Source organism: Actinomadura sp. 1N219 (genome assembly GCF_044326405.1).
Taxonomy (GTDB): Bacteria; Actinomycetota; Actinomycetes; order Streptosporangiales; family Streptosporangiaceae; genus Spirillospora.
The window spans coordinates 96,309-109,910 of the sequence record NZ_JBIRAY010000008.1; the positions used below are offsets into that span (position 1 = coordinate 96,309).

A 13,602-nucleotide genomic window follows, 5' to 3' on the forward strand; every position below is an offset into this window, starting at 1 on the left:
CCGTCCGGCCATTTCGACGGGGGTTGCGGAACAGGTAGTAATGTCCCTCACCGTGTCACCGGCCCTTGACGCACTCCTGGACTGTCCGTCCGGTCTGCTCGATATGACGTTCGACCAAATGCGGACATTGCTGGTCGTGCATGAGACGGGGTCCGCGCTCAGGGCCGCCCGCGTTCTGGGACGCGAGCAGTCCAGCGTCCAGAAGCAGCTCGACACCCTCAACCGGAACAGCCAGTCGCTGTGCGGTGAGGTGCTGACCGTCCGCCAGGGGCGCGGCAAGGACTTCCTCTTCACGCCGACGGGGGAGGCCACGGTCGAACTGGCGGGCCTGACGATCGAGAAATGGCAGGAGTCCATCCACTGGAGCCGGCGCCGCCTCGGCCGGATGCTGACCGTCGGCACCACCGAGTTCACGCTGCCGATCGTGTCGCGGGCGTGGAACCTGGTGTCGGAGGAGTTCCGGCAGCGCGAGGTGGAGTTCAAGGTCGCCCACGTCCGGACGAAGGAGCTGTGGTCACGGCTGGAGACCCGGCAGGTCGACCTGATCTGCGGCAGCATCGTCAGCACCCCCGAGGGCGACTTGCGCCTGGAGGAGTACGAGGTCATCGAGTACGCCCGGGGCCAGGCGCTGCTGCTGACCAACCTCCCGGAGGCCGAGCTGCCGGACACGCCGGTCGAGACCAGCCGGCTCGCCGGCGTGCCCCTGGTGGTGCCGCCCGCCGGGCTGGTCGCCGATCTGCTCGCCACCTGGTACGGGACGGGCTTCCGCGACCGCCTCACGGTGGTCGCCGACATCGACGACGTGCACTACGGGCTGTCGCTGCTGCGCTCCGGGTTCGTCCGCGGCTGCATGATCGTCACCGGCTCGATCGGCCGCGGGATGGCCGCCCAGGACGACCCGGACGCCGTCCCGCTGCGCACGATCGCGCTGCACGACGACCTGGAGCCCAAGGCGGAACTGATGACCGGCGCTTTCGTCCGCCGCGCCGATCTCGAGCGCTACGACGCCGGCCACCCCCTCAACCGCCTGTGGGCCGCAGTGAGAGAGGACGTCCGCACCTACACCCCGCTCGCCTGATCCCCGGTTCCCGCCTGGCGAACGCCGCGGCGCTCAGGAGGGCTAACCTGCGGCTTCGTCGCCCTTAACCTCCCTCGCTCCGCCGGCCGCGTCGCCCACGAGCGGCGGCCGGTCTCCATCACCAGCGTGTCCCGCCGCCGCGTCCATGACCGCCGCGTCCATGACCGCCGCGTCCATGACCGGCGCGTCCATCACCGAGGCGTCCATAACCGACGCGGTGCATCACTGACGCGTTCATCACCGACGTGTCCGGAGCTGACGTGTCCGGAGCTGGCGTGTCCATCACCGAAATGTCCGGTGCCGACGTGTACGGCCCGCTCCTTGTCCAGCGGGGCCTTCGCGTGCTGCTCGGCGTTGCGCTCATCGCCGGCGGCGCGCTGGTGGGCGTGGCTCCTGGAGCGTCCCGCGTGAAAATGTCCGGGCGAGGGTTACTTGATCTGGTTGTCGACCACGTCGAGGGTGGGGCGGGCGCCCAGGTGCTGCATGGCGCGGGCGGCTAGGCGGCAGCCGGCGGTCAGGGCGTCGGCGGGCTGCTTGCCGTCCAGCCACGGCGGGACGAAGCCCGCGACGAACGCGTCGCCCGCGCCGGTGCCGTCCGCGACCTTCTCGACGGGTTCGGCGGCGACGGTGACCGGCTCGGGACGGCCGTTGGTGTACCAGAGCGCGCCGTCCCCGCCGGCCTTGATCACGACCTGCGGGTACCAGGCGGTGAGGACCTTGGCGGCCTGCTCGGGAGTGTCGCGGCCGGTGAGGATCTCGGCCTCCTTGGCGTTGACGACCAGGAGGCGGGCGCCCTGCGTCCACTCAAGGAAGGGCTCGGCGCCCATCCGCTTGAGCGGGGAGGACGAGCCGCCGTCCACCGACACCGACATCTGCGCCTTGCGGGCGAGGTCGAGGGTGTGGATGGCGGCCTTGCGGGAGCCCTCGTTGATCAGCGAGTAGCCGGACAGGTGCAGGTGGGTGCCCTGGGTGAAAAGGTCCTTGCACCGTTCGATGTCCTCGGGGAGGAGCGCGGCGTTGGCGCCGGGGTCGGAGAGCAGCGTCCGGTCGCCCTTGTGGGTGACCATCACCACGCACGTCCCGGTGGGACGCTCCCCGTCCATGACGAGGCGGGCGTCGACGCCGTACCCCATCAGTTCCATGTCCCGGTTGCGGCCCGCGATGTCGGAGCCGCGGCGGCCGACGAAGGCGACGTCGATGCCCTCCACGGCAAGCCAGGCGGCCACGTTGGCACCTGAGCCGCCACCGTGGATGGTCACGGCGGCAGGTGTGTCGCTCCCCTTGGCCAGGGGAAACGCGGCACGTGCCACGGTATCTGTCATGAGATCGCCGACCACGACCACGCGCGTCATGGAGTCATCACCTCGATCAACACGGCCCGCGCGAGCGGCAATTCTGAGCGTGTGCTCGACCGTAACAGCTCTTGCGCCCCGATTAGGTCTCGAACGCGCAGCGAAACCGAGGAAGCCAGTTTTTCGTGTCGCGGGCGGGCGGGAGCCGGTGCCCTACCCTCGGGTACGTGACCGAGCGTTACCCGGATCAATGGGAGGCCGACGTCGTCCTCAGCGACGGCGGGACGGCGCATCTGCGCCCCATCCGGACCGGCGACGCGGAGCTTCTGCGCGATTTCTATGCGCGGTTGTCCCCCGAGTCGATCTACTACCGGTTCTTTTCGCCGCGCCCGCACCTGTCGGACCGTGATGTCGAACACTTCACGGGCGTGGACCACGACCGGCGGGTCGCGCTGATCGCCACGATCGGTGAGGAGATGGTGGCGGTCGTCCGGTACGACCGCGTCGGTGATCAGCCGGAGACGGCGGACGGCGGCCGGACGGAGGCGGCGGACGGCGGCCGGGCGGGGGAGGGCGATCGGCCGGGGGAGGGCGATCGGCCGGAGACGGCGGAGGTCGCGTTCCTGGTGGAGGACGCGCATCAGGGCCGCGGGCTCGGGCCGGTGCTGCTGGAGCACATCGCGGCGGCGGCGCGGGAGAGGGGCGTGCGCCGGTTCGTGGCGAGCGTCCTGCCCGACAACCGCAGGATGACGCGGGTGTTCCGGGAGGCGGGGTACCGGGCGGAGCAGCGGTTCGAGGAGGGCGTGATCGAGCTCGTCCTGGACCTGGAGCCGACGGACACGTCGCTGGAGGTCATGACGGCCCGCGAGCACCGGGCGGAGTCGCGGTCGATCCAGCGGCTGCTGTTCCCGGGGTCGGTGGCGGTGATCGGGGCGAGCCGGGCGGAGCACAGCGTCGGGCAGACGGTGCTGCGGAATCTGCTGGCGGGCGACTTCAGCGGGCCCGTTTATCCGGTGCATCCGACGGCGGTGGCGGTGGCAGGCGTCCGTGCGTATCCGTCGGTCCTGGAGATCCCGGACGATGTGGATCTCGCGGTCGTCGCCGTCCGGGCGGACGCCGTCCATGAGGTCGTGGAGGAGTGCGCGAGCAAGGGCGTGCGGGGCCTGATCGTCGTGTCGTCCGGGTTCGGGGAGATCGGCGACGACGGGCGCGGCCGGCAGGAGGAGCTGGTGCGGCTAGCGCGGGCCTACGGGATGCGTGTCGTCGGGCCCAACTGCCTGGGAATCGCCAATACGGACGCGGACGTGCGCCTGAACGCGACACTGGCCCCCACGATGCCGGGACGAGGGCCGGTCGGTTTCTTCTCACAGTCGGGCGCGCTCGGAATTGCGATTCTGCAGCGGACGGCTGAGCGCGGTCTGGGGCTTTCCACATTCGTCTCCGCGGGCAACCGGGCGGACGTGTCGGGCAACGACTTGATGCAGTACTGGGAGGAAGACCCGGCGACGAAGGCCGTCCTCCTGTATCTGGAATCGCTGGGGAATCCCCGCAAATTCGCGCGGCTCGCCCGGAGGCTCGGCCGCCGCAAGCCGATCGTGGCCGTCAAGAGCGGCCGCAGCACGCAGGGCGTCCCGATCGGGCACGCGGCGCGGGCGCTGACGCTGCCCGACCATGCGGTCAGCGCGCTGTTCGAGCAGGCCGGCGTGATCCGCGTGGAGGACCTGTCGGAGCTGTTCGACGTGGCGCAGGTCCTGGCCTACCAGCCGCTCCCGGCGGGCGACCGCATCGCGATCATCGACAACTCGAACTCGCTGGGGCTGCTGGCGCAGGACGAGGCCGTCGCCCTCGGCCTGGACGTCCGGCCTCGCATCGACCTCGGCCCGCGGGCGGGCGCAGACGACTACGAGGCGGCGCTCGCCTCGGCGCTGGCGGACGAGACGGTCGACGCCGTGGTGGCGCTGTTCACGCCCCCGACGATCGGCGGCTACGACGTGCGCGTCCCCGAGAAGATCATGCGGCTGGCGGCCCGCGCTTCGAAGCCGATCGTGGCGACATACCTGGGCAAGGAGGGAATGCCCGCCGATCTGCGGGTGACCGGGCCGGACGGGATGCCGGCGGAGGGTTCGGTGCCTTCCTACCCGTCGCCGGAGGACGCCGTCCGGGCGCTGGCGTACGTGATTCGGTACGCGCAGTGGCGGCAGCGTCCGGCGGGGCGGATGCCGGAGCTCGACGGAGTGGACCGTGATCGCGCTCGGGCACTGGTCGCCGACTGGCTGCCCGCCGGCGGTCCGGCGGGCGAGGGCGGCGTGGGCGGACCGGTGGAGGCTTCGTCCGATCAGGCGGTCGAGCTTCTGGCCTGCTACGGCATCGGCGTCGCTGGGGGCGAGGGCGGCGGCGGGGTGCCGACCCGGATCGTGATCAGGGAGGACCATTCGTTCGGCGCGGTGATCTCGTTCGGCATCGCCGGCGAGACCGCGGCCCTGCTGGACGACCGCGCCTACCGGCTCTCGCCGCTCGCCGACGTCGACGCGGCCGAGATGATCCGCGCCATCCGCACCGCGCCGCTGCTGCTCGGCCATCGCGGCGCGGAGCCCGTGAACCTGGCCGCCCTGGAGGAACTGCTGCTGCGCGCGTCCCGCCTCGGCTACGACCTGCCGGAGGTGGCGCGGCTGGAGCTGAGCCCGGTGATGGCGGACGCGTCGGGCGTCACCGTCAGGGACGTGACGCTGAGCCTGGCCCGTCCGCTGGGGCCGCGGCCCGAACTCGGGCCCCGCCGCCTGTCCTGACCCCGTCCGTCCCGCACCCCGACGCCCGGCCAGCGCGCCGGGCCGACCCTTGCGGCGGCCGGTCAGTGCAATTTGCGCGACTTCCGGTCAGCGCGGTGGGTCGGTCAGCGGGGTGGGCCGGTCAGTGCGGCGGCCAGCCGGTGCGCCGGGCCGATCCGTGCGGCGGCATGATCTGTGCGGCGGGGTGGTCAGCGTGGCGGGCGGTCAACGCGGCTTCCGGTCAACGCGGTTGGCCGGTCAGCGCGGTTGGCCGGTCAGCGCGGTTGGCCGGTCAGCGCGGTTGGCCGGTCAGCGCGGCGGCCGGTCAGCGCGACCTCCGTGCGCGGGTCGGTCAGTGTGGTGGGTCGGGCAGTGCGGTGGGCAGCCAGTGCGGCGGGGGCGGTCAGCGTGGGGGGCCAGGGGGGCCGGGTGGGCCTGGTTCTGGGGTTGGGGGGATGGGGTCCGGCTCCGGGCCCGGTGGGACCGGGTCGGGGTCGGGGGTCGGCGGTGTGGGTTCCGGTGCTGGTCCGGGTGGTGTGGGCTCTGGCGGCGGGCCTGGTGGGACGGGTTCGGGGGACGGTCCGGGCGGGACGGGGCCGGGAGGCTGCGGCGCGGGTCCCGGAGGCGGGCCGGGAGGGGGCTCGGTGGGCGGCACCAGCGGGTCCGGTGCCGGCGCTGGATCCGGGGTGGGCGGCGGCACCGGCGGCGGCTTGGGAAGTGGCTTCTCGTCCATGCGGACCCCGTACCCCGCGATCGCGGCGATGACCGTGCCGCCGGGCGTCGAGCGGGGCTCGTCCGTTGGATGGCGGTGGGCGGGGGCCGGCGGACGGGCCGTCATGTGCACGTCCGCCCCCGGACAGGGCAGGATGGGGCCATGAGGGAAACCCGAGCGACCGCCGGCGGTCTGCGCACGGCGATCGAGCGCAGCGGTTACTACCCGGACCTGGTCGCGGACGCGGTCGAGTCGGCCATCGGGGACGAGCCCGTCGTCGCCTACGTGGTCCACCACGAGGCGACGTTCGACCCCGCGATGGAGGTGCGGCGGCACGTGACGGTGCTGGTCCTGTCGGCCAGCCGGCTGCTGGTGTGCCACACCGACGAGCACCCGCCAGGCGAGGGCATGGCGCAGCCGCACGCGTCCACCACGACCGAGGCCGTCAAGCTGGAGCGCGTCCAGTCGGTCGCGGTGACCCGGGTCGTCCCGGACCCGGCGTCCTACGTGCCGGGGGTGCCGCCGACGGAGGTCGTGCTGACCATCGGCTGGGGCGCGATCGCCCACATCGACCTTGAGCCCGCGACCTGCGGGGACGAGAACTGCGAGGCCGATCACGGGTATACGGGCAGCGTCACGTCCGACGACCTGTCCCTGCGGGTCAGCGAGGCCGCGGACGGCGCGGACGCCGTCGGTCATGTGCTGGCGTTCGCCGAGGAACTGTCCGCCGCGACCGCACGGTGACCGCGCCCGGCACCGAGCCGCCCGTCCCAGGCCGGCCTGTCCCGGAGCCGCCCGCCGCGGGCTCACTCGTCCCGGAGCCGCCTGTTCCGCGGTACGGGGCGGGCGCGCTTGCCGATCTTCCGCCTTCGGTGCTGGCGTCGCTGGGCGTCGCGGACGCGGTGAACGTCCTGGGGCTGCCGCCGGCGCCGCGCGTCTGCGTCCTGCTGATCGACGGGCTCGGCTGGCAGCAGCTCAAGGCCCACCCGGACGAGGCCCCGTACCTGAACGCGATGGACGGCGGCGCGATCACGTCCGGGTTCCCGGCGACGACGGTGAGCAGCCTCGGGTCGCTGGGCACCGGTGCCCCGCCCGGCGCGCACGGGCTGCTCGGCGTGCAGGTGGCGATCCCGGGCACGGGACGGCTGCTGAACTGCCTGCGCTGGCAGGACGACTCCGTCGTCCCGGAGGAGTTCCAGCCCGTCCCGACCGTGTACGAGCGGGCGGCGGCGGACGGCGTCGAGGTCGGCTACGTCGCGCTCCGCTACTACCGGGGCACCCCGCTCAGCCGCGCCACCACCCGCGGCGCCCGCTACCACGCCGCCGACGGGTTCGGGCAGCTCGTCGGACGCACCGAACTGGCCCTGCGCCAGGGCGACCGCTCGTTCGTCACCGTGTACCACGCCGACCTGGACTCGACCGGCCACCGCTACGGGACGGCCTCCGCCGACTGGCGGCACCAGCTCCGGTTCATGGACATGCTCGTCCAGCGGATCGCGGAGATCCTGCCGCCCGGCGCGGCCCTGTACGTGACCGCCGACCACGGCATGGTCGACCCGACCGAGCGGGTGGACGCCGACACCGTCCCCGAGCTGCGGGACGGCGTCGCGCTCCTCGGCGGCGACGCCCGCGCCCGGTACGTCTACACCGAGCCCGGCGCGCACGCCGACGTCCTCGCCGCCTGGACGGCCCTGCTCGGCGACCGGGCGTGGGTCGTCCCGCGCGACGAGGCCGTCGCGGACGGCTGGTTCGGGCCGCTCGGCCCGGGGATGCTGGAACGCGTCGGGGACGTGATCGCCGTCCCGCACGCCGATCTCGCGATCGTCGCGTCGGAGCGGGAGCCGTGGCTGAACCGGATGGTCGGCATGCACGGCTCCCTCGTCCCGGCGGAGCAGCTCGTCCCGCTCCTGACCACATCCCGGCATTGACCACGTCCTGGAGCTGAAGGCATCCAGGCGCCGAACCCGCGGGTAGGTGAGATGAACAAGGAATCGCCCCTCCCTAATCGGGGCGTCGGCGGTCAAACTGGCGGTGTGCACCCTCTCATCGAAGTGCCCGCGCTGGACCGGCTGCTCCGGCGGCAGACGCCCGTGGTCCTGCTGGACGTCCGATGGCATCTGGCGGGCCCCCCGGGGATCGAGTCCTACCGCAAGGGGCACCTGCCCGGCGCCGTGTTCGTCGACCTCGACCAGGACGTGGCCGGGCCGCCGGGTCCCGGCGGCCGCCATCCCCTTCCCGAGCCCGTCGCCTTCGAGTCGGCCATGCGCCGCGCCGGGGTGTCGCAGGGCGGTCTCGTCGTGGTCTACGACGACGCCGACTCCACCTCGGCCGCCCGCGTGTGGTGGTCGCTGCGGTACTTCGGCCACGACCGGGTCCGCGTCCTGGACGGCGGGTACCGGGCGTGGACGGAGGCGGACCGTCCGGTGAGCACCGACGACCCCGAGGTCAAGCCGGGCGACTTCATCGCCAACCCGGGCCGGCTGCCCGTGCTGGACGCGGAGGGGGCCGCCGAGCTGGCCACGGCGGGCGTCCTCCTCGACGCCCGCGCCGCCGAGCGGTACCGGGGCGAGCAGGAGCCCGTCGATCCCGTCGCCGGGCACATCCCGGGCGCCCGCAACGCGCCCACGTCCGGGAACGTCGGCGTGGACGGCCGGTTCCTGCCGCCCGAACTGCTGCGCGAACGTTTCGCCCAGCTCGGCGCGACCGACGCGCTCGACGTCGGCGCGTACTGCGGGTCCGGCGTGACGGCCGCGCACGAGATCCTCGCCCTCAGCCTCGCCGGGATCCCCGCCGCGCTGTATGTGGGCTCCTGGTCGAACTGGGTGACGGACCCGTCCAACCCGATCGCCACCGGCGACCACTGAAACCCGCAGGCGCGACCACCCCGCAGGCCAGGCCGCTGAACCCGCGGGCCGGCGGCGTCAGCCGGCGCCCATGCAGAGCAGGCCCGCCACCCCCAACGGTCGGGCGACGGCGGCCAGGGCCCGCGACGGGCTCTGACCGGCGGCGAGGCGGGTGTGGAACGCGGACATGAACTCCGGCGTGGCCGCGTCCCGGACGGGCGCGACGCTGGCGATCACCGTCGCGGCGCCGAGGGCGAGCAGGACGCCCGCCATGCCGAGGACGGCGTCGCCCTCGTCGGCGCGGCCGATGTCGCACGCGGACAGGACGATCACGCGCGGCGGGACGGCCAGCTCGTCCAGGTCGTGGACCATCAGCGGCCCGTCGGCGAGGCGCAGGCGCGAGAACAGGGCGTTGCCCTGCCGGAACTCGCCGTGGGCGGCGATGTGGGCGAGGGAAGCGCCGTCCAGGGCGTCACGGACGGTTTCCGCGCGTGCGTCCCCGCCGTCCAGGACGACGGCGTCCGGGTGGAGGCGTCGCAGGGCGTCGATCTCGCGTCCGGCGTGGCGCAGACCAGGCCCCGCGACGAGGACGGTGTGCCCGTCGGCAGGGCCGGAGTGGTCGCGGGCGTGCAGCCAGGCACTGGCGGACGGCACGACCGTGAACGGCCGCCCGGCCAGGGACGGCAGCACCGCCCAGGGCAGGCCGTGCAGCGCGCCGGTCGGGGCGATGACGAGTTCGCGGCCGTCGAGGTCGGCGCGCAGCGGATCGAGCAGGTGGCCGTCGAGGCGCTCGGCCGCGTCGGCTAGGGCGGTGAGCGCCTGTCCGTCGCCGTCGTGCCCGGCGAGGCGGCGCACGGCGTAGCGGAGCAGGCGCGTCTCGCGGGCGGCCGCGTCGCGCGCGCCCAGGCGGTGCCGCCGGAGCAGGCCGTCGGCGAGGGTGACGGCGTGCAGGTCCGGCCCGATCGCGATCATCTCGACCAGGGCGCGGTCGCCGAGCGCGGCGGCGATCTCGGCGAGGCCCGCGGAGCGGGGCGGGGAAGCGCCGGCCGGGCGGCGCCGCGTCCGCGCCCGCACCTTCGCCTCCAGGTCCGCCATCTCCCGCGAGAGCACCGGCGGGACGGCGCCGCCCCGCGCCGTGTCGGCCGTGCGCTCGACGCTGAGGGCGCGCAACGCCGCCAGCGCCGCCGCCCGCTCCGGGTCCTCCGGCGGACGGACGCGGGCCGGACGCGCGATCGCCCTCCTCCGTTCCTCGACGGCCAGCAGCTCCCGTGGCGAGCAGGCCAGGCCGAGACCGAACTCGGCCAGTTCGGTGGCGAGTCCGGACGCTCGGGCCCGCAAATCCAGCGCATCGAGCACTTCAGCGTGGTCTTCGGACACCTGGAGCCCGAGCCTGACCGCGGCCACGGCGCCCTTGCGGTCGGCCCGTGCGGAACGTTCGAGGGCGACGGCGTGCCAGGCGGCGATCTGCGCGGACGCAGGGCCGCTTGCCCGTCCGACCGACGAAAGCAGGTGTCCCGCCGGTCTACCCAGGGACAGCGCCACGCGCGCGGCGACGATACGGGCCTCGTCGGCCGCGTCGACCCAGCCGCCGCTCTCCAGCCGTTCGGCCGTGGCCACGGCCGAACGCAGCAGGACGGCCGACCGTTCACCGGACGCCCACCGCGCGCGCAGCAGGACGTGCTCGGCTAGGAGCATCCATCCAGTGCGTTCCTGCTCAGCGAACGTGGCCCGTGCCCGTTCGGCAGCCTCCGTGCACTGCTCCGGGTGCCCGGCGGCCAGTTCGGCATGGGCGAGAAGCAGGAACCCGTCCGCGACGTCACACCCATAGCCATTCGCCGTGGTCTCTTCTAAGGCCGCGAGCAGGACGGGACGGGCCTCGTCAGGCAGACCCGCCAAGATGAGCGTTTCCGCTTGGTCGAACCGGCATTGCGCCAGGCGTTCACCTGTCAGATGCGGCTCGGCCTCGGCGTAGAGACGAAGCGCGCGCGGGACGTCCCCACGCCGCGCCATCGCGAAGCCGAGATTGCCCTTGGACATCGCAGTCTGGTGACGCAGCCCAGCCTCCTCGCCCACAGCGATCGCCTCCGCGAGCGCCGACTCGGCCCCGGCGAAATCGCCGCGCAACGCCCGCGCCAGTCCCAGATTGGTGAGCAGGCCATTGAGAGCGGCCGGATCGTGCCCGCGCCTTAACCGGGGCAAGGCTTGCGCGGCCACATCGTGTGCTTCGTCCAGCCGTCCGGATCTCGCCAGGGCGCATGCCTTGTTCGCGGCCAGTCGGTCTGCGTCCGGACCGTCCAGGACGGTCTCCGCCTCCTTCGCGTGGGCCAGCGCCCCAGCGACGTCACCGCGCGCCGTAAGCAGCCCGACGAGATTCATCCGCACCTGCGCCGCCGTATAGACGTCGTCGGCCAGGTCCAAGGCTCGGTGAAGGAAAGCGAGCCCTTCGTCTAGCCGTCCTAGTTCCTTGGCGGCGAGCCCGGCCACGCGCAGCGCGAGCACTCCGCCGCCTCCGTCCAGGAGCGCGAGCGCCCGCGCGTACGCGGTGGCCGGGTCGGCGGCGGCCAGCCGGAGGAGCGAGCCCTCGCCACCGCCGGTCTCATGTGGGGGGACGACCCCCCACGCCCCCCGGAACGGCCCGATCACAAGCGGATCCAGCTCGTGACGATCGACGTGCCGTCGTCCAGGCGGAAGACCAGGCTCACCAGGCCCGCCGGCACGCGGGGCACGCAGAACAGACCGGCGGGCTCCGCGCGGGCCGTGATCCCGCCGGGCGGCAGGTCCGGGTGCCGGACCTGGACGAGCGCGGCCGCGGACGGCACGATCCGCCCGGTGAGCTCCCGGTCCGGCCCGTGCTCCGCCACCTCGATCTCCACCTCGCCGCCGGGGCAGGTGAACGTCAGCACCCGCCCCGTCGTGCCGCGGAGCCCGGCCGCGGCCGTGCGGCCGCCCCGGTCGCGCGAGAGCTCCGCCAGCGTCGCGCCCGGCGCCCGCCACGCGATCGACGCGCGCGCCGCCGCCAGAACGTCGTCCGGCACCGGGTCCAGCGCGTCGAACGCGTCGCGGACGCCCGCCAGCAGTTCGTCGTCGTTCACGGCACGAGCCTCCGCAGCGCATCGAGGCAGCGCGCCCGGGTCGGGCCGACGCTGCCGACCGGGATGCCGAGCGCCGCGGCGAGTTCGGCCTGGCTCGGCGCGAGCGCGAACAGCCGCAGCAGCGTCCGGCAGCGCCGCGGCAGCGCGTCGAGCGCCGCGCCGACCCGCCCGACCCGCTCGCGGTCGAGCACCACCCGCTCGGGCTCCGGCTCCGGCGCGCGCGGCGCGGGCACGAGCGGCAGGTCGCGGGCGCGCCGGCGGACCAGCCGCAGGCTCTCGTTCCGCGCGGTCGTCGCCAGCCAGCACGCCGTCGCGCCCGGATCGCGCAACCCGTCGATGCGCTCCACCAGCCGCAGCCACGTGGTCTGCACCACGTCGCCGGAATCTGCGTCGTCCAACCCGTGCGAGCGGGCGATCGACCACAGCAGCCCGCTGTGCCGATCCACCAGCCGAGCCCATGCGTCGCCGTCGCCGCCGCGCGCCCGGACCACCAACTCGTCCGTACCTTCGTCCCAATGGGCCACCGAAGTCTCCTCCCGAGGCCCCCCGCTAAGCGCTCACCCTATGGCATCGACAGGTGACTCCGCGTGGACGGTCGCCGCTTCGCGGCCGGGCCGCTCTCCGGAACCGACCACGACGCCGAGGTCCGGGAGGACGCGGTGCGCCGCCGGATCGAGCACGCGGTCCGCCGCCGTGACCGTGTCGATGCCCTGCGCCGCCGCGAGCCCGGCGATCCGCCCGGCCACCGCGGGCGCCGCGAACGACGTCCCGCTCCATGTCGCGTAGCCGTCGAACAGGTCGGGGTCGATGCCGCCGGCGGGCGGGCGCGTCCCGTCGAACCGGACGAACGTGCTGGCCACGTCCACGCCCTGCGCGCACGCGTCCACCCACCAGCCGTGGTTGGAGAACGCGGCCCGGACGCCGCCGTCCAGCGCCGCGACGCCGACGACGGGCTTCATCGCCGCCGGCCAGAACGGACGGTCGGTCGCCGTGTTCCCCGCGCACGCCACCACGACCGTCCGGCGGCCGAGCGCCGCGATCGCCCGCGCCAGCACCGGGGACGGACGGTCGTCGTAGGTGTGGCAGCCGAGCGAGATGTTGACCACATCGGCGCCGCCGCGCTCCGCGAGCCATTCCAGCGCCCGGATCACGTCCAGCTCGTCGCCGACGCCGTCGCCGCCGATCACGCTGCGCGCCAGGAGCCGCGCGGACGGCGCGTGCCGCAGCACCACGCCCGCGATGAACGTGCCGTGCCCGGCCTGCGCGTCCAGCTCGTAGTCCAGGTCGGCGTCGAGGACCTCCTCGACCTCGGCGCGCTGCTCCCGGTACCACTCCGCGTCCGCGTACCAGGGATGCGGCGACAGGCCGGTGTCGAGGATCGCCACCGTCACGTCCCTTCGGGTCGCGGCGGCCTCGGGCGCGGGCAGGGGCGCGGCCGGACGGGGCAGGTCCGCGGGCCCGCTCCACCACATCGGCTGCCCGTGGACGAGATGGTTCGGCGACACGCTCAGCCGGCGGCGCCGCCCCTCCGCGGCCTGCGCGCTGGCGCCGAGCCCGGACGCGAGCTCGCACACGTCCACCTTCGCCGCGGCGCGCAGCCTGAGCCGCGTGACGCCGCGCTCGTCGTGCCGCGAGTCGTACCAGCGCCGCACGAGGCCCTCGGCCGCGCCGGCGTCCTGCCCGGCGACCAGGATCTCGTCCCGGCGGATCAGCGCCGGACGCCCCGGCGCCGGCTCCACCACGACCGCGTCGCGGTGCCGCGCCAGCACCCGTTCCAGCCGCGCCTGTTGATCGAACATTCGTCCTCGCTCTCGCATCGG

11 protein-coding genes are annotated in these 13,602 nt (G+C 74.1%); 5 read left to right on the forward strand and 6 right to left on the reverse strand.

The features are described 5' to 3' along the window. Positions 1-118 precede the first annotated feature (118 nt). Complete coding sequence (locus tag ACH35V_RS24060) at positions 119-1,078, forward strand: LysR family transcriptional regulator (protein ID WP_395975222.1); 960 nt, start codon at positions 119-121, stop codon at positions 1,076-1,078. Positions 1,079-1,120: 42 nt separating this feature from the next. Here ACH35V_RS24060 and ACH35V_RS24065 read toward each other — a convergent pair whose 3' ends face one another. Together ACH35V_RS24065 and ACH35V_RS24070 are read right to left on the reverse strand one after the other, a co-directional pair. Beyond that, a complete protein-coding gene (locus ACH35V_RS24065) occupies positions 1,121-1,285 on the reverse strand; it encodes a hypothetical protein (RefSeq protein ID WP_395975223.1) in 165 nt (54 codons plus the stop codon). A 221-nt stretch (positions 1,286-1,506) separates the two neighbouring features. After that, positions 1,507-2,430: a carbohydrate kinase family protein gene (locus tag ACH35V_RS24070; protein ID WP_395975224.1), complete on the reverse strand. Its 924-nt coding sequence runs from the start codon at positions 2,428-2,430 to the stop codon at positions 1,507-1,509. 167 nt (positions 2,431-2,597) lie between these two features. Here ACH35V_RS24070 and ACH35V_RS24075 point away from each other — a divergent pair, with 167 nt between their 5' ends. The 4 genes from ACH35V_RS24075 to ACH35V_RS24090 all read left to right on the forward strand — a co-directional run bounded on the left by ACH35V_RS24075 (position 2,598) and on the right by ACH35V_RS24090 (position 8,711). Continuing rightward, positions 2,598-5,156, forward strand: a complete 2,559-nt coding sequence (locus ACH35V_RS24075; RefSeq protein ID WP_395975225.1) for a GNAT family N-acetyltransferase — start codon at positions 2,598-2,600, stop codon at positions 5,154-5,156. Between the two features lie 853 nt (positions 5,157-6,009). Then, the gene (locus ACH35V_RS24080; protein ID WP_207934416.1) at positions 6,010-6,591 is read left to right on the forward strand and encodes a DUF5998 family protein; all 582 of its coding nucleotides are present in this window, start codon (positions 6,010-6,012) and stop codon (positions 6,589-6,591) included. Then, on the forward strand, positions 6,588-7,775 hold the full coding sequence (locus ACH35V_RS24085) for an alkaline phosphatase family protein (protein WP_395975226.1): 1,188 nt from the start codon (positions 6,588-6,590) through the stop codon (positions 7,773-7,775). The genes ACH35V_RS24080 and ACH35V_RS24085 overlap by 4 nt, the downstream gene beginning before the upstream one ends. A gap of 105 nt (positions 7,776-7,880) precedes the next feature. Next, positions 7,881-8,711, forward strand: a complete 831-nt coding sequence (locus ACH35V_RS24090) for a sulfurtransferase (RefSeq protein ID WP_395975227.1) — start codon at positions 7,881-7,883, stop codon at positions 8,709-8,711. 57 nt (positions 8,712-8,768) lie between these two features. On the opposite strand, the gene ACH35V_RS24095 is transcribed toward ACH35V_RS24090, so the two are convergent. Genes ACH35V_RS24095 through ACH35V_RS24110 form a run of 4 tightly spaced genes read right to left on the reverse strand, consistent with a single transcriptional unit; the run spans position 8,769 to position 13,581 of the window. Continuing rightward, on the reverse strand, positions 8,769-11,333 hold the full coding sequence (locus ACH35V_RS24095; RefSeq protein ID WP_395975228.1) for a CHAT domain-containing protein: 2,565 nt from the start codon (positions 11,331-11,333) through the stop codon (positions 8,769-8,771). Continuing rightward, entirely contained in the window at positions 11,330-11,782 is a 453-nt protein-coding gene (locus tag ACH35V_RS24100) for a hypothetical protein (RefSeq protein ID WP_395975229.1), read from the reverse strand. Before ACH35V_RS24100 ends, ACH35V_RS24095 begins: the two co-directional genes overlap by 4 nt. Next, positions 11,779-12,306: an RNA polymerase sigma factor gene (locus tag ACH35V_RS24105; protein WP_395975230.1), complete on the reverse strand. Its 528-nt coding sequence runs from the start codon at positions 12,304-12,306 to the stop codon at positions 11,779-11,781. Before ACH35V_RS24105 ends, ACH35V_RS24100 begins: the two co-directional genes overlap by 4 nt. 33 nt (positions 12,307-12,339) lie before the next feature. After that, positions 12,340-13,581, reverse strand: a complete 1,242-nt coding sequence (locus ACH35V_RS24110; protein ID WP_395975231.1) for a S8 family peptidase — start codon at positions 13,579-13,581, stop codon at positions 12,340-12,342. Positions 13,582-13,602 lie beyond the last annotated feature (21 nt).